Source organism: Pseudoalteromonas byunsanensis (assembly GCF_001854475.1).
Taxonomy (GTDB): domain Bacteria; phylum Pseudomonadota; class Gammaproteobacteria; order Enterobacterales; family Alteromonadaceae; genus Pseudoalteromonas; species Pseudoalteromonas byunsanensis.
Genome location: NZ_MNAN01000025.1, coordinates 91,146 through 106,600, shown reverse-complemented (window position 1 = coordinate 106,600; position 15,455 = coordinate 91,146). Strand labels below are relative to the sequence as shown.

Below are 15,455 nucleotides of genomic sequence, written 5' to 3'. Positions count from 1 at the left end.
GCATTATAGGGCGGCGAATAAAAAGCGCAAGCCCTTTTTAAAGGATTTTTGAAGAAAAGTGATGAAAATGGACTGTTCGCGTTATTTTTGAGCGAAAGCTGTATTTTTAGTGTTTTTTATAGACTAAAAATGGCTTTTGGAAACTATAGCTTCTTACAAAACGAACCTCTACACTTAGTTTATATAATATAGAACTGAATAGAGGTTAGACATGCTCAGAAGTTATAAAGGCATTACCCCAAAACTTGCCGAAGGTGTATACGTTGACGAGTCATCAATTTTGGTCGGTGACATTAATATTGGTAAAGACAGCAGCATTTGGCCACTGGTAGCAGCGAGGGGCGATGTAAACTATATCAAGATTGGTGAACGGACTAATGTGCAGGACGGTTCTGTATTACATTTGACCCGAGCCTCTGAATCTAACCCTAAAGGTTACCCTTTAATTATTGGTGATGATGTTACTATTGGGCATAAAGTAATGCTACATGGCTGTACGTTAGGTAATCGTATTCTCGTGGGCATGGGTGCGATTGTGATGGACAATGTTACAGTCGAAGATGATGTCATTATTGGTGGTGGTGCACTCATTCCACCAAACAAGACCTTAGAGTCAGGACATTTATATGTTGGCAGCCCGGCTAAAAAATCTAGGCCTCTTAGTGCAGATGAGCTGGCATTTTTGAAAGTCTCAGCTCAAAACTATGTGCAACTCAAGGATGAATATTTAGAGGAAGGTCAATAGAACGCTACCATCTTCTTCATAAATTTCATCTTCTATCAATTGTTCAGCTTGCATTTCATAGTCAAATTGATGGTCTTTAAAGTGTTTTAATGCTGCCTCATCGCTCATTGATGGAGTTGCAATTATACATTTGACCATCATTCCATTAACCATGGCGGTGAAAGCCAAGCAATTATGAGCAACATTGACATCATCATTAAATAAGATCCCCTGGTTCATAATACCGCTCCATTTTTCATTCCATTGATCACATGTTCTATGTTTGGTTTTTTATCACGCCAAATTTCATAGGCTTCGGCTGCTTGTCCAAATAACATTCCTAAGCCGTCGACTAACTTTGAATCAGCATTATGTGACGCTACCCAAGTCAAAAAGCTCGTACGTTGCTCGCTGTAAAACATGTCATAGGCGAGTATACAATCTTGTAATATCGAAGGGGAAATATTAGGTACTTCTCCTGTCACACTCGAAGAGGTCGAATTAATCACTATAGTATATCTACCCTGCGGGATATCTTGTAAGCCACATCCCGATACATCACCAAACTGCAAAAAATCCGTAGCTAAAGATTCAGCTTTGTTAGCAGTGCGATTTGCCACCACAATCTGTGCTACGCCCGCCTGCAGTAAAGGATAAATACACCCTCTGGCGGCCCCACCTGAGCCGATCAGCAAAACAGTGGCATTACTAAGGGGGGCATTGTGACGCTCTAAATCATAGACTAAGCCTGCACCATCGGTGTTGTCTCCAAGTAACTTGCCATCGTCCAATAACTTTAAGGTATTAACCGCACCCGCCAATTTTGCTCTTTGAGTGAGCTTATCGGCAAGCTCGAAAGCCTGCTCTTTAAATGGCAGAGTTACATTGGCCCCTTTACCTCCTGAGGCAAAAAACGTCTCAACGGATTCTTTAAAACCATCTAAAGGTGCTAGAATCGCCTCGTAACTGATCTGGTCCATGCATTGGCGTGCAAATGCTTGGTGGATCAGCGGTGATTTCGAATGTTTTATGGGGTGTCCAAACACCGCGTATTTATCCATGATAATGCCTAAGAAGTTTTCAATATTATGAAGCAGTTAATTAAACGCATCTTCAATCAGGATGCAAGTAAATCACAGAGCGAGCCGACACCAACACCCGAAAAGACACCTTATGAAATTATGGGTGGTGAATCAGGAGCCCGCGCGCTAGCCGATAGATTTTACGACATTATGGCAAGTGATCCCTATGCAAAACCTTTATATGATATGCATCCACAACCATTGGACAGAATACGCCAGGTATTTTTTGAGTTTTTATCTGGTTGGTTAGGTGGTCCAGATCTATTCGTGGAAAAATACGGTCACCCTCGATTGAGGCAACGCCACATGCCATTCCCAATCAATAAAGACTTGCGGGACCAGTGGATGTATTGCATGAATAAAGCTTTGGATGAGCAAATAGATAACCCTCTATTGCGCGAAGGTTTACGCCACTCATTGGCACAATTAGCAAGTCATATGATAAATCAAGACTAAAGTCGTAGACACTAGCGTACAAAACAACACCGCTTTTTGCGCTAAGTCAAAGCCTCTAATTTTGCGCTTGTCATAATACGCATCCTCAAAAAGGAGAAGTGTGCGATGCGTGTGACCTCTATTCAACATAAAATTTATGCTCTACTAGCAATAACTGGTATTTTAGTGCTGATAGCCAGTATTTTTAGTAGCTCAAGCCAACAACAGCAATTGGCGCAAGACACAGTTGCTGACAACATTCGTTTATTAGCAGATAACTATTTCGATTCTATCAATACCATGATGCTCACTGGCACCATGGCAAATAGAGAGATCTTAAGCCAAAAGCTCAGAGCACACCCTAATATTGAAGACGCCCATATTATTCGTGGCCCACAGGTCGTGAAAATCTACGGTGTGGGCAACGCGAATCAATCCCCAAATGGAGAAGCAGAACAACAAGCACTCAACGGTAAAGAGTCTTTGTTTATCGAAACTCGCAAAGATTCGCGAGTAATGACATACCTAAGACCTATGGTTGCAAAAGCAGATTATAAGGGTACGAATTGCTTGGGTTGTCACCAAGCACAAGAAGGCGATGTGTTAGGTGTAGTCAGAATAAGCTATTCACTGGATGATATAGATTCGAGCGTACAAACGAATACATGGTTGAGTACTGCGTTATTAACAGGGATCTTTGTCGTGACATTTGTGATCTTAGGCACACTATTTAGAAAACTGTTTATTACGCGTCTAAAAACGCTGGGCCGTACTATGCGACTGGCTTCGCAAAATAAAGACTTAAGTCTTCGTATTGAAGATAGCATTGATGATGAGTTAGGGCGCTTAGCCATCAACTACAACAAAATGATGGCCTCATTCAAAGATAACATCGGTCAAGTATCACATACCTCTAAAGTGCTTATTCAATCTGCCGAAACAATTTACACTTCAGCAGATACAACTGAGCGCGCTATTTTACAGCAAAAACAAGGCACTGATTCTGTAGCTGCCGCAATTAACGAACTTGAGTGCTCATCGAGTGAAGTAAAAAACACCACCCACATTGCATCAGAAAAGTCAGATAGTAGTAACCATCTTGCAGAAGAAAGCATGGCAGTAGCTGAGCGCACCGAGCAAAGTATTAATCAACTTGCGCAAGACATACGCCAAGCTGCGACACAGGTAAGTCAACTACAAGCACAAACACTTGAGGTCGGAAAAGTACTTGAAGTGATCAGCAGCATTGCAGAGCAAACCAACCTATTAGCACTGAATGCCGCTATTGAGGCTGCTCGTGCGGGTGAAGCGGGCCGTGGCTTTGCCGTTGTTGCGGATGAAGTTCGCACGCTTGCAACTCGCACTCACGACTCAACAGACGAAATTAAACGCACTATTGATAAATTACAAAGTGAAGCAGAGCAAACCGTAAGAGCCATGAGTGCATCATGTGAAGAAGCTGACGACAGAGCTGCGCAGGTAAAACAAGTTGCGCAAGCACTGAAAAATATTTCCAATCAAATGCACGAAATAAATGACTTAAACGTACAAATAGCAGATGCGACTGAACAGCAGAACTTAGCTGCAGAAGAGATAAATCAAAGTGTCATCGCGATAAGAGATAATGCTGAGCAGTCTTTAGTTGATGCCCATGGTAGTAAACAAGTAAGTGAGGAATTACTTTCTCTCGCTCGCTCTTTAGATGAGCAAGTAAGAAGTTTTAAACTCGATTAGCCTAGAATTGTTATGCTGTGTTTCAGGCGCCCTATGGGCGCCTTTTTTATATTGCTAAAGGCTCAGCCAATCCTGTGGCTTCAGATAGAAATCATACAGCTTGGCCTCTGGACTACTCGCAGCAGGCGTAAAGTTGTACTCCCATCGCGCCAGAGGTGGCATCGACATGAGAATTGACTCAGTACGCCCCCCCGTTTGCAAACCAAACAAAGTACCTCTGTCCCACACCAAGTTAAACTCCACGTATCGCCCACGTCGATAAAGTTGGAACTGACGCTCGTGCTCACCGAAAGGGGTATCTTTGCGACGTTCAATAAGTGGTAGGTAAGCATCTAAATAACCATTGCCGACAGCCTGCATAAATGCAAAGCTCTTATCAAACCCCCACTCATTCAAATCATCGAAAAATAAACCGCCAACACCTCGAGTCTCACCTCGGTGTTTTAGATAAAAGTACTCATCACACCATTTTTTGTAATCATCATATACCTGCTCACCAAAAGGCATACATAAGTCTTGAGCAGTTTGGTGCCAGTGTTTTACATCGTCTAACACCGGGTAAAATGGTGTCAAATCAAAACCACCACCAAACCACCAAATAGGTTCCTCACCATCTTTTTCCGCTATAAAAAAACGAACATTTGCATGACTAGTAGGAATATGTGGGTTCTTTGGGTGTATGACTAACGAGACACCACACGCATGAAAGCTTCTGCCCGCTAATTCTGGCCTATGCGCCGTCGCAGAAGCTGGCATAGACTCACCAAACACATGAGAGTAATTTACCCCTCCCTGTTCAATGACAGCACCATCGCGAATAACACGTGTACGCCCGCCCCCCCCTTCTTCACGCTGCCATGCATCTTCAACAAATTTTGCTTTTCCATCAGCCTGTTCTAATCCTGCACAAATCGAGTCCTGCAATGACAACAAAAACGCTTTTACTGTTTCTAAATTTACCTTACTCATGTGTGTTATTGATTCCCTCGAATAAGTGCACCGCTAAGTGCATGTTTAATTTGACTCGGACTGGTGCTGCTACCTAGCTGACCTGTTACATAGCAAGCTATTTGCTCTTGAAAAGTTTCTTTTGCTTGCATAATGCTCATAACAGGTTCGGCTCCACTAATGTTTGCACTTGTGGATACCAGAGGCTTTCCGATTTTTTGACATAAAGCTTTTACTACTGGATGTGCACTAATGCGTATCGCGATGGTATCGTGAGTGCCCGTTAGCCATTTTGGTGTGCTTGACTTTGCGGGTAGCAACCAAGTAATAGGCCCAGGCCAGGATGAAAAAATATCTGCGCGTTTATCCATAGGGATTTTTGCATCATCAACATAGGGTAAGCATTGCCCGTAGTTATCAGCAACTAAGATCAACCCTTTCGTTACATCTCTTTGCTTAATATTGAGTAGCTGTGTTACCGCGGCTTCATTATCTGGGTCGCATCCTAAACCATAAACGGCCTCGGTAGGATAACAAAGCACTCCACCAGCAGTAAACGCAGCAAACGCCTCCTGCAAATTAATCGGTTGTGTATTACTCACTTTGACTCTCTATCTTGTGCTGACAGGATTTTTGTGGACATTGTAACACAGCTTTACCCGACCTTTGTTTTTGCACCATAATGGCCCACCCACATTCAGGGCAAGTCTGAGCAACGGGTTGTTGATTTAAACTGTACTTGCAATGAGGGTAACGATCACATGAATAAAAGAACTTTCCAAACTTGTTCTTTCGCTTGGTTAATTGGCCTTTATGACATTTGGGACAACCAATATTACACTCGGCTTCTGATTCTTGTTCATCATGCGCAATATAATGACACTCAGGATAACCAGTACAACCGATGAACATCCCATATCGTCCATTTCTAATCACTAGGTCATTACCACATTGCGGGCATGGGGAGTCCTCTAACACTTTAATATCATGATTATCATGTTGTGCTAAAGGGCGAACGTAGCTACATGTGGGATAGCTTGCACATCCCAAAAAAGGGCCGTTTTTGCTGTGTTTGATCACCAGCTCAGAGCCACACTCGGGACAAACTTCATACTCTTTTTCTAACGCGTGTTGTTTTGCATTAAACAAAGAATGATCAATCTTACTCATATTACCTTCGGCCAGTGCACAAATTTGCGCCTAATATAACCGCCATGACTTTAGGGTCAAGGGAATTGACCCTAAAATTTACTAGTGCAGGTAGCCACCAGGCTCATCAAAAATAAGATCTTCCATCTGAGCATAGGCTTGCTCTTTACCGGGTACGTTAAAGAGCACCATTAAAATAACCCACTTCAGATCTTCCAATCCAATTGTTGGCTTCTCTAATGCGAATAAACGGTCAATCACCATTTCTCTAGTCGTTGAGTCAATCACACCCACTTGCTCCACAAACATAAGAAAACCGCGACACTCAATATCAAGCATTTGACACTCTTGCTCCGTGTAAATACGAATGGCGCTGTCAGCTTTACTGTTGAGATAAGGGATCTCATCGCTATGTTGCAGATCTGCTAACTGTTCTAGCCAGTCCAAAGCTTTGTATATTTCTTCTTGGTTAAACCCTGCCCGCAACAGCTCATCGGTTAACTCATTTTGCTCAACAAAGATATCCGCTTCACTGTGGATATAGTTCTCAAATAGATACATTAGGATATCAAACATGATTAACCCCTCGCTAATTTAATGTAGCCGTCTAAGACGCGTTCTACTTTATCTTCAAGCTCTAGGTCCAACAAACGTGCAACAACACGTTCAACGGGCCACTGGGTCCTTTGCGTTAAGGTGTCCACCGAAGTAACCTCAAAGCCAAGGTTTTTTAAAACTGGGCAGTCCTCCTGTGGTGAATCATTTTTTGTCACACTTTCTATACTATATAGACCGTTTTCTGGCAAAAAGCTCACATCTTCCAGAATGTCTTCTACACTTTCAGTTAACTTTGCCCCTTGTTTCAACAAGTAATGGCAACCTTGAGACAGTGGACTTTTTATAGAACCAGGAACCGCAAACACGTCTCGATTTTGCTCCAGAGCATAGCGTGCGGTTATCAACGAACCACTTCTCATCTCTGCTTCCACTAAAACCACACCCAATGACAAACCAGAGATAATGCGATTGCGACGTGGAAAGTGACTTGCATTAGCCCCACTTCCAGGAAAAAACTCACTTACTAGTAAACCCGCTGCCAACACCTGCTGATATAATAAGTTATGGCGTTTTGGATAAACAATATCAACCCCCGTTCCCAACACAGCAATAGTAGAGCCCGATAAAGAGTCCTTGGCAGCTAATGCTCCCTTATGGGCGGCTCCATCTATACCTCTGGCCAAGCCCGACGTAACCACAAGCCCTGCCATACGCAATTTATATGCGAAGTCTGCCGCAATCTCTAACCCTGTAGCGGTTGCACTGCGACTGCCAACAATAGCCACTTGCGGCTTTGACAATAGCGATACATCCCCTTTGCAAAAAAGTATAAAAGGTGGGCTACTGATCTCTTTTAGAAGTCGTGGATAGTCTCCATCAAAATAACTGATAATTGAGATTTTCGTCTGCTCGCAAAAAGACGCAATTCGCTCAAGGTAAGGCCAATTGATCAGACCAAGTTGGGTGATAAGTTCATCGTTTAGTCCCAGGCTTCGCAACGCTGAGTCAGATAAATGAAAAAGTGAACTGAGTGCACACTTTTTTTGTAGCGCAAGTATCGAAGCCACTCCCAGCCCCTTACATGCGTGCAGTGCTAAACACTGCAACTGAGTTAAAGTTTCCATGCTCCCTCCTTAGAGCATTAAGCGTTAATTTACACCTACACTGTCTCCAATTCGAATTGGTTGTAGCGCACTAGTTACTAACGCATAGCTAACTTTGTCATAGACTTTAAAAATCATTAGCTCGCCAATTTTTTCTTCCGGCATGTTCCACACCGCATTATTTTTTGAACTTGAGGTGTTGAAAAGCTCCCTTACACTGCTAGATAATTTCTCTAATCGGCTTGCATCCTCAACATAACGAGGTCCCTTGCTGCCTTCAATAACTGTAGGTGAACGCTTGCTAATATCAAGTATATGACCCTCTTGCACGTTATGCTCACGACCAAGGTTCAACACCACCACAGTTGTTGCACCAAACTCCCTTAACTTATTATCGCTGGAGATTATTTCTCCATCTATCGGGTGTGCAGGTCTGATCATACTAAATTGTACAGAAAAGCTCTGCCCTTGAGAAATAGGCATAAGAATATCATTAGGTTTAATCTCTCGTTTGACGGTTTCAACTTTCACCGTCGCAGGCTTACTCTGTGCCGAATTACCAGCATCAAGAACACGTGCAGTCCCAACTAAATTAGCTTCATAAGCCAACGTTTCTTGGGAATTTGGGTCCACATATTTATCTTCCACACTGTAGATGCCGTAATGCGCAAACGGGTCAAGATCACCTTTGATGTAAAGCAGGTGCCCCTGAGTCGCCAACTTAACGTTATAATTCGCCCCTAGAATAAACGGATGACCCACTAAGTCTTCTTCACTGAGCGCCAGCTCAAATTCTAATAACGGCTTGATAATTGCTGCAGGTAGAGTTGGGATCGCAGTGCTCTTTTGCACCACAACACGAGCTGAAGGTGATAATTTCTTAACCCCTTTCTTATCCAACGAGATCATTGGGTTTCCTTGTGCATCACGCTGGAACATCAACACATCACCAGGGTAAATCAAATCAGGATCACCCAATTGCGGATTCTGTTTCCACAATGTTTGCCACTGCCAAGGAGATGATAAATACAACTTAGAAATGTCCCACAACGTGTCGCCCTCTTTGACCACATATCGCGCGGGAGCATCATCTTTAACACTCAACTCGTCTGCAAAAGTGGGGAAAGCAATACAAATTGCCATGATCAGAGCTGTAAATGGGTGTTTCATTACGGCTTCCTTGAGTTATTTTTCGATATTATCAACCAAAACCTGTTAAAGGGGAACGCGAATGGCTAAAATAAGAACATATAGTATTTTGCATTTAAGCTTAACGATAAAAGGTAACCATGGCAAAGTTAGAAGTACTCAGATTCCCAGATGAACGCCTACGCACAGTGGCAAAACCAGTTGCAGAAGTAAATGATGAAGTGCGTCAAATCGTCAAAGATATGTTAGAAACCATGTATGACGAAAACGGAATAGGGCTTGCTGCAACTCAAGTTAATATCCACCAGCGTATTGTTGTCATTGACGTATCTGAAGAACGCAATGAACCTAGGGTGTTGATCAATCCAGAAATTACTCGTAAAGAGGGGTCAACTACCAGCGAAGAGGGATGCTTATCAGTACCTCACTCTTGGGCCAAGGTAGACAGAGCAGAAGAAATCACGGTGAGCGCATTAAACGAGCATGGTGAGGAATATAGTTACGATGCTGATGGCCTGCTTGCGATTTGTACACAACATGAGCTTGACCACTTGATGGGTAAGTTATTTATAGATTACTTGTCGCCACTTAAGCGCCAACGTATCCGTAAGAAGCTAGAAAAGGAAGCTAAGTTGGCTGCTCGCTAATTGCGCGCAGATAACTCTCGCTTAACTCTCTTCCCATCAACTAATTATTGGATAACTCAGTGACCAAGTCATTACGCATTGTTTTTGCCGGGACGCCAGATTTTGCTGCGCGTCACTTAAGCGCCCTAATCAACTCATCTCATCAAGTTGTTGCTGTTTACAGCACACCAGACCGACCAGCTGGTCGAGGTAAAAAATTAAAAGCCAGTGAAGTGAAAACACTGGCACTGGAGCATAATTTACCCGTATATCAGCCTGAATCATTAAAAACAGATGAAGCACAACGCGAGCTTGCCGCGCTAAACGCTGACGTAATGGTGGTAGTGGCATATGGTGTGTTGTTGCCAAAAACCATTTTAGAAACACCTAAACTAGGTTGCCTAAACGTACATGGCTCCATATTACCCCGCTGGCGCGGTGCTGCACCCATTCAACGAGCTCTTTGGGCCGGTGATCAACAAACTGGTGTAACTATCATGCAAATGGATGAAGGGCTAGATACAGGTGACATGCTTCATATAGCAACATGCCCCATCACAGCGCAAGACACCAGTGCCAGTCTATACGACAAACTTGCACAGCTGGGACCCGACGCCCTGCTCGATACATTAGAGCAACTAAGTAATGGCACGGCCGTTGCCACCAAACAAGATGATGCACAGGCTAACTATGCCAAAAAACTCTCTAAAGAAGAGGCCGATATAGACTGGCAGATGAGCGCCACACAAATCGCTTTAAACGTCAGAGCATTTAACCCATGGCCAGTCTGTTATACAACGATGCAGCAACAAACAGTCAAAATATGGCAGGCAGAAGTTGTTGAACAGCAAGGTGAAGCAGGCCTGGTACTTAGTAGCGATAAAAACGGCATTGTTATCGCCTGTGGTGAGCAAGCTTTAAAAGTGACTCAATTACAGCCTCAAGGTAAAAAGCCAATGTCTGCACAGGACTTTTTGAATGGTCGAGCAGATTGGGTTACACCAGGTTCTAAGGTAGGCCACTAATGACAAATGTACGAGCTTTGGCCGCCCAGACACTTTTTCAAGTAGTCGATAAGGGGCAGTCTCTTAGCAGTGTGTTGCCCAATGCTGCACTCAAACTAAACCCAAAAGATAAAGCGCTATTACAGCAAATCTGTTATGGCGTGCTACGTTACTTGCCCACGCTTGAGCATTACTGTCAGCAATTACTCGACCAACCACTCAAAGGCAAGCGTCGGGTTTATCAGTTTTTGCTTTATGTGGGAATGTACCAATTACAATACATGCGCACGCCAGAGCATGCCGCGGTAGCAGAAACTGTAAATGCCCTACAGAGTATGCGTGCTCCAGGCCTGAAAGGGCTGGTGAATGCAATACTGCGCACCTTTCAACGTCAATTTAGTGAATTGGAAGATAGCGCAAACCGTATAGCAGTATGCCAATATAACCACCCCAACTGGTTTATGAAGAAACTGCAGGCTGCATATCCTGAACAGTGGCAAGCAATTTTGGAAGCAAACCAAGAACAAGCTCCCATGTGGTTGCGCATAAACCAAGCCCATTATAGTGTTGCTGAATATAGTGAGCTACTTGATGAGGCTGGCATTAGTCACTGCCTTGAACCCCGTTTTGAAGATGCCATCGTGTTAGATAAGCCCAGTGACGTTTACTCATTACCAGGGTTTCGTGAAGGAGCATGTTCGGTACAAGATGCAGCAGCTCAACTAGCAGCCCGATATTTAGACCCACAGGAAAATGAACGTATCCTCGATGCTTGTGCTGCACCAGGTGGAAAAACTTGTCACATTTTAGAATTGGCCAATACCAATGTTGACGCACTCGATGCTGATAGTGACCGTTTACTTCGTGTTGAGGAGAATTTAAAGCGCCTTGGCTTACATGCAAACTGCGTCCATGCAGACGCATCATCTCCAAACGACTGGTGGGATGGACAGCTTTACGACCGTATTCTGCTAGATGTGCCTTGCTCCGCAACGGGTGTTATTCGTCGTCACCCCGATATAAAGTGGCTAAGACGCAGCACAGACATTGCTGACTTGGCGCAGTTGCAACAGCAGATTTTGGAGAATATCTGGCCACTTCTAAAGCCAGGAGGCACCCTGTTATATGCCACCTGCTCAGTCTTACCAGAGGAAAACCATGATCAAGTAGTTGCTTTTTTACAAAGCACTGATGATGCCGAGCACCAACCACTACATCAGGGTGACACCCCAACGACGCCGGGGCTACAATTGCTACCAGGGCTTAGTGACGGTTTCTATTATGCAAAAATAACCAAACGACAATAAGCAATAACTATGAAAATCATTATCTTAGGCGCCGGCCAAGTCGGTGGAACGCTTGCAGAGAACTTAGTAGGTGAACAAAATGAGATCACCGTAGTCGACATTGACGGTGATAGGCTGCGTGAGCTACAAGATAAATATGACTTGCAAGGTGTAACTGGGCACAGCGCTCATCCCGATGTTCTGCGTCAAGCGGGCGCTGAAGATGCAGATATGATTATTGCGGTTACCAGCTCAGATGAAGTGAATATGATAGCATGTCAGGTGGCTTATAGTATTTTCAATACTCCCACCAAAATCGCCCGTATTCGCTCTGAGCAATACCTGAAATATAAAGAGAAGTTGTTCCAAAACGATGACTTACCTGTAGATCACTATATTGCTCCTGAACAGCTCGTAACCAAATACATTCGTCGTTTGATTGATTACCCTGGCGCGCTACAAGTTTTACAGTTTGCCGAAGGTATGCTGTCCTTAGTTGCTGTAAAAGCCTACTACGGCGGACTATTAGTCGGATATGCCTTGTCTGCGTTAAAAGAGCACATTCCTAACGTCGACACACGAGTAGCTGCAATTTATCGACAAGGTAAAGCTATTAAACCACTGGGTACGACTGTGATTGAGGCTGACGATGAAATCTTCTTTATCGCAGCAACGAAGCATATCCGTGCAGTAATGAACGAGCTGCAAAAACTCGAGCGTTCGTACAAAAAAATTATGATTGCCGGTGGGGGTAACATTGGCGCGGGGTTAGCTCGCTCACTGGAGCGCAACCACAGCGTAAAACTAATAGAACGAAACCAACAACGCGCGACACAGCTATCAGAAATGTTAGATAACACCGTCGTTTTTTGTGGCGATGCATCTGATCAAGAGTTGCTATCTGAAGAGCATATTGAACAGGTGGATGTATTTATAGCCGTCACCAATGACGATGAAGCCAACATTATGGCGGCGATGCTGGCTAAACGTATGGGTGCTCAAAAGACCATGGTGCTTATCCAGCGAGGTGCCTATGTTGACCTAGTTCAAGGTGGAGAAATTGATATTGCTATCTCACCTCAACAAGCTACCATCTCGGCACTGTTAACCCATGTTCGAAGGGGTGACATTGTCAATGTATACTCATTACGAAAAGGCGCTGCCGAGGCTATCGAAGCGGTAGCGCATGGGGATGAAAATACTTCTAAAGTTGTGGGCCGAACTATCGGTGAAATCAAGCTGCCTGTTGGCACCACCATTGGTGCCATTGTCCGCAATGACGAGGTGTTAATAGCCCATGACGACACCACCATATTGTCGGGCGATCATGTCATTATGTTCTTGATTGATAAACGACAAATTAGCGTTGTTGAAAAGCTCTTCCAAGTCAGTGCGCTATTTGTTTAGACACTATCTCATATCTAGCGCTGCCAGATCGATTAAGTATTCCTGTAGCAGCGCTTCCACTTTCTTTTCCTCTTGTGACAATAGCTTAATTCCCACCATTGCCAATTCATCATGATGGGTGGTGCTGCACATCTCCCCCGCTAATCGAATAGGTTCTTTTTTCTTTCCCGCTATCACCACATGACATGATTTATCGTGTAGCGGTAAATCCACCTTTGCACCACGCAAACTAAATTGCAATCCAGTCGGAGAGATGTCTTTTATCACACCATCACATGTTGAGCGACTGGTCATTAATGTCGCAGGGATTAAAGTGGGGATCCTCACGTGATGCCGTAAGCAGTGGCTTTGAATTCGTTGTGGTGGAAAGAGAAAAATCAATTTTGTGGGTGTGTAAGCCACTGCTTTAATATCTGTTTTAAAGGCAATTATTTGTCCATCACTGTGATCAGCCACCGCGCGTACAATAACTGAAGCACCCTCCTTGACTTGTTCTGCAGCTTTGCCAAGTTGCTTTTGTACTGGATAGTTGAGGATCAAATACTGCCCTGGTAAATACCCGACAAATTCGGTTTTAATTCTTTTCGAACCGGCGGCTAAAAATATTTCCAGATCCACCATGTTACCAACAGAAATTAGCTCAATTTTCTGCTCACCCGAAGAGGACTTGCTTTTATACATGACTTCAACTCGATTCGCGTAACCACTATATGGCTTAAGCTTAGAACATATCGAGTGTTGAGGACAGTGAACATAACAGAGATTCTGCTCATTATGTTCACCAAGAGACTTAGGTGACTAGCCGCGCCAAAAGGTCGGAGTAAACAGCACCAGCAATGTAAATATCTCCAGTCGACCAAATACCATTGCTAGGGTGAGCAGCCACTTTGCCGTATCTGTAATATCTCCGTAATGCGCTGCGACATCACCAAGACCGGGGCCCAAATTATTCAGACACGCAGCGGTTGCCGAAAATGCAGTGATGTTGTCCAATCCCGTGCCTAACAGCGCAATCATGATGATCACAAACACCAGAGCGTACGCCGAGAAAAATCCCCAAACGGCTTCAACAACTTTATCAGGTAAGGCCTTTCGACCCAGCTTTATTGAATAAATCGCCCGAGGATGGACCAGCCGATTGAGCTCACGAACACCTTGCAGGTATAGCAAAAATACGCGTACAACCTTCATACCACCACCGGTTGAGCCTGCACACCCACCGATAAAACTGGAGAATATCAGCAAGATAGGTAAAAACAGTGGCCAAGCCGAAAAGTTATCGGTGGCAAAACCTGCTGTAGTACTAATAGACACAGCCTGAAACATGGCTTGATCCAGTGTTTCATCGCCATTGCTATAAACCTGATTTGATGACAACACCGCAAAACAGATCACCACCAAGGTCAGTTGTATCAGCAAAAACACTTTAAACTCTGGGTCTCGTAAATAGGCTCTAACATTGCGACTTGAGACCGCAGCATAATGCAAAGAGAAGTTCACACCCGCAATCAATAGAAAGAATACGCAAATAAAATTAATAGCTGGGCTATCAAAGTGACCGATTGAGGCATCGTAAGTTGAAAATCCGCCAATGGCTATGGTTGAAAAAGCATGACAGATGGCATCAAACCAACCCATGCCAGCAAACCAATAAGAAGCCGTACAGGCAACGGTAAGCGACACATAAATGTACCACAGGTGCTTCGCGGTATCGGCTATTCTAGGTGTCATTTTTGAATCTTTTACAGGGCCAGGTGTTTCTGCCCTATACAACTGCATCCCACCAACGCCAAGCATGGGCAGTACCGCAACCGCCAATACGATGATCCCCATACCGCCTAGCCACTGTAGCTGCTGACGGTAAAAAAGCACCGACTTGGGAAGATATTCTATACCGGTTAATACTGTGGCTCCGGTTGTAGTTAACCCCGAGAAGGCCTCAAAAACTGCATCGGCCAATGACAGATTGGGAGATTGTAAGAAAATCAATGGCACCGCTGCGAATGACCCCAGTACCAACCAGAACAAGACCACGATTAAAAAGCCTTCACGTGCTTTTAAATCACCGTTTTCTTTACGATTTGGGTAGTAAGCAATGAGTCCAATGACGATGCTAAATACGAATGCCAGTACAAATGGTACACCACCACCGTCTTTGTAAATCAAAGACACCAACGCCGGTGGCACCATGGTGAGGCTAAATAAAGCCACCAGCTGGCCAAGTATTTTTATTATGGTACGAAATTGCAT

General features: G+C 44.1%; 17 protein-coding genes. 7 read left to right on the top strand and 10 right to left on the bottom strand.

Annotated elements, in window-relative coordinates; all coding sequences use genetic code 11:
- Positions 1-211: 211 nt before the first annotated feature.
- The gene (locus tag BIW53_RS03800; protein ID WP_070990484.1) at positions 212-745 is read left to right on the top strand and encodes a gamma carbonic anhydrase family protein; all 534 of its coding nucleotides are present in this window, start codon (positions 212-214) and stop codon (positions 743-745) included.
- On the opposite strand, the gene BIW53_RS03795 is transcribed toward BIW53_RS03800, so the two are convergent.
- Positions 728-964, bottom strand: a complete 237-nt coding sequence (locus BIW53_RS03795) for a DUF1488 family protein (protein WP_070990483.1) — start codon at positions 962-964, stop codon at positions 728-730. The genes BIW53_RS03800 and BIW53_RS03795 overlap by 18 nt on opposite strands.
- Positions 961-1,785, bottom strand: a complete 825-nt coding sequence (gene aroE, locus BIW53_RS03790) for a shikimate dehydrogenase (protein ID WP_070990482.1) — start codon at positions 1,783-1,785, stop codon at positions 961-963. Before aroE ends, BIW53_RS03795 begins: the two co-directional genes overlap by 4 nt.
- 27 nt (positions 1,786-1,812) lie before the next feature.
- Here aroE and BIW53_RS03785 point away from each other — a divergent pair, with 27 nt between their 5' ends.
- Both BIW53_RS03785 and BIW53_RS03780 read left to right on the top strand, forming a co-directional pair.
- On the top strand, positions 1,813-2,262 hold the full coding sequence (locus BIW53_RS03785) for a group II truncated hemoglobin (protein ID WP_070990481.1): 450 nt from the start codon (positions 1,813-1,815) through the stop codon (positions 2,260-2,262).
- Positions 2,263-2,367: 105 nt separating this feature from the next.
- Positions 2,368-3,975 carry a methyl-accepting chemotaxis protein gene (locus BIW53_RS03780; protein WP_070990480.1) on the top strand — a complete coding sequence of 536 codons (1,608 nt, stop codon included), beginning with the start codon at positions 2,368-2,370 and terminating at the stop codon, positions 3,973-3,975.
- Between the two features lie 54 nt (positions 3,976-4,029).
- Here the strand turns inward: BIW53_RS03780 and hemF are convergent, their stop codons facing one another.
- From hemF to BIW53_RS03750, 6 genes are all read right to left on the bottom strand, one after another.
- On the bottom strand, positions 4,030-4,944 hold the full coding sequence (gene hemF, locus BIW53_RS03775) for an oxygen-dependent coproporphyrinogen oxidase (RefSeq protein ID WP_070990479.1): 915 nt from the start codon (positions 4,942-4,944) through the stop codon (positions 4,030-4,032).
- Between the two features lie 5 nt (positions 4,945-4,949).
- The gene (gene tsaC, locus BIW53_RS03770) at positions 4,950-5,525 is read right to left on the bottom strand and encodes an L-threonylcarbamoyladenylate synthase type 1 TsaC (RefSeq protein WP_245699345.1); all 576 of its coding nucleotides are present in this window, start codon (positions 5,523-5,525) and stop codon (positions 4,950-4,952) included.
- Complete coding sequence (locus BIW53_RS03765; RefSeq protein WP_070990478.1) at positions 5,518-6,093, bottom strand: DNA topoisomerase family protein; 576 nt, start codon at positions 6,091-6,093, stop codon at positions 5,518-5,520. Before BIW53_RS03765 ends, tsaC begins: the two co-directional genes overlap by 8 nt.
- An 81-nt stretch (positions 6,094-6,174) precedes the next feature.
- A complete protein-coding gene (locus tag BIW53_RS03760; protein WP_070990477.1) occupies positions 6,175-6,648 on the bottom strand; it encodes a DUF494 family protein in 474 nt (157 codons plus the stop codon).
- Between the two features lie 2 nt (positions 6,649-6,650).
- Positions 6,651-7,754 (bottom strand): DNA-processing protein DprA, encoded by a 1,104-nt coding sequence (gene dprA / locus BIW53_RS03755; RefSeq protein WP_070990476.1) that lies wholly within the window; start codon positions 7,752-7,754, stop codon positions 6,651-6,653.
- A 24-nt stretch (positions 7,755-7,778) separates the two neighbouring features.
- A complete protein-coding gene (locus tag BIW53_RS03750) occupies positions 7,779-8,903 on the bottom strand; it encodes a LysM peptidoglycan-binding domain-containing protein (protein WP_070990475.1) in 1,125 nt (374 codons plus the stop codon).
- Positions 8,904-9,022: 119 nt separating this feature from the next.
- Here BIW53_RS03750 and def point away from each other — a divergent pair, with 119 nt between their 5' ends.
- From def to trkA, 4 genes are read left to right on the top strand one after another with little or no spacing between them, the layout of a single operon-like run.
- Complete coding sequence (def, locus tag BIW53_RS03745; RefSeq protein WP_070990474.1) at positions 9,023-9,529, top strand: peptide deformylase; 507 nt, start codon at positions 9,023-9,025, stop codon at positions 9,527-9,529.
- A 59-nt stretch (positions 9,530-9,588) separates the two neighbouring features.
- Positions 9,589-10,533: a methionyl-tRNA formyltransferase gene (fmt, locus tag BIW53_RS03740; protein ID WP_070990473.1), complete on the top strand. Its 945-nt coding sequence runs from the start codon at positions 9,589-9,591 to the stop codon at positions 10,531-10,533.
- The gene (rsmB, locus tag BIW53_RS03735) at positions 10,533-11,819 is read left to right on the top strand and encodes a 16S rRNA (cytosine(967)-C(5))-methyltransferase RsmB (protein ID WP_070990472.1); all 1,287 of its coding nucleotides are present in this window, start codon (positions 10,533-10,535) and stop codon (positions 11,817-11,819) included. Before fmt ends, rsmB begins: the two co-directional genes overlap by 1 nt.
- Before the next feature lie 9 nt (positions 11,820-11,828).
- A complete protein-coding gene (gene trkA / locus BIW53_RS03730; RefSeq protein WP_070990471.1) occupies positions 11,829-13,205 on the top strand; it encodes a Trk system potassium transporter TrkA in 1,377 nt (458 codons plus the stop codon).
- 3 nt (positions 13,206-13,208) lie between these two features.
- Here the strand turns inward: trkA and BIW53_RS03725 are convergent, their stop codons facing one another.
- Both BIW53_RS03725 and BIW53_RS03720 read right to left on the bottom strand, forming a co-directional pair.
- A complete protein-coding gene (locus BIW53_RS03725; protein ID WP_070990470.1) occupies positions 13,209-13,886 on the bottom strand; it encodes a flagellar brake protein in 678 nt (225 codons plus the stop codon).
- Between the two features lie 117 nt (positions 13,887-14,003).
- Positions 14,004-15,455, bottom strand: a complete 1,452-nt coding sequence (locus tag BIW53_RS03720; protein ID WP_070990469.1) for a TrkH family potassium uptake protein — start codon at positions 15,453-15,455, stop codon at positions 14,004-14,006.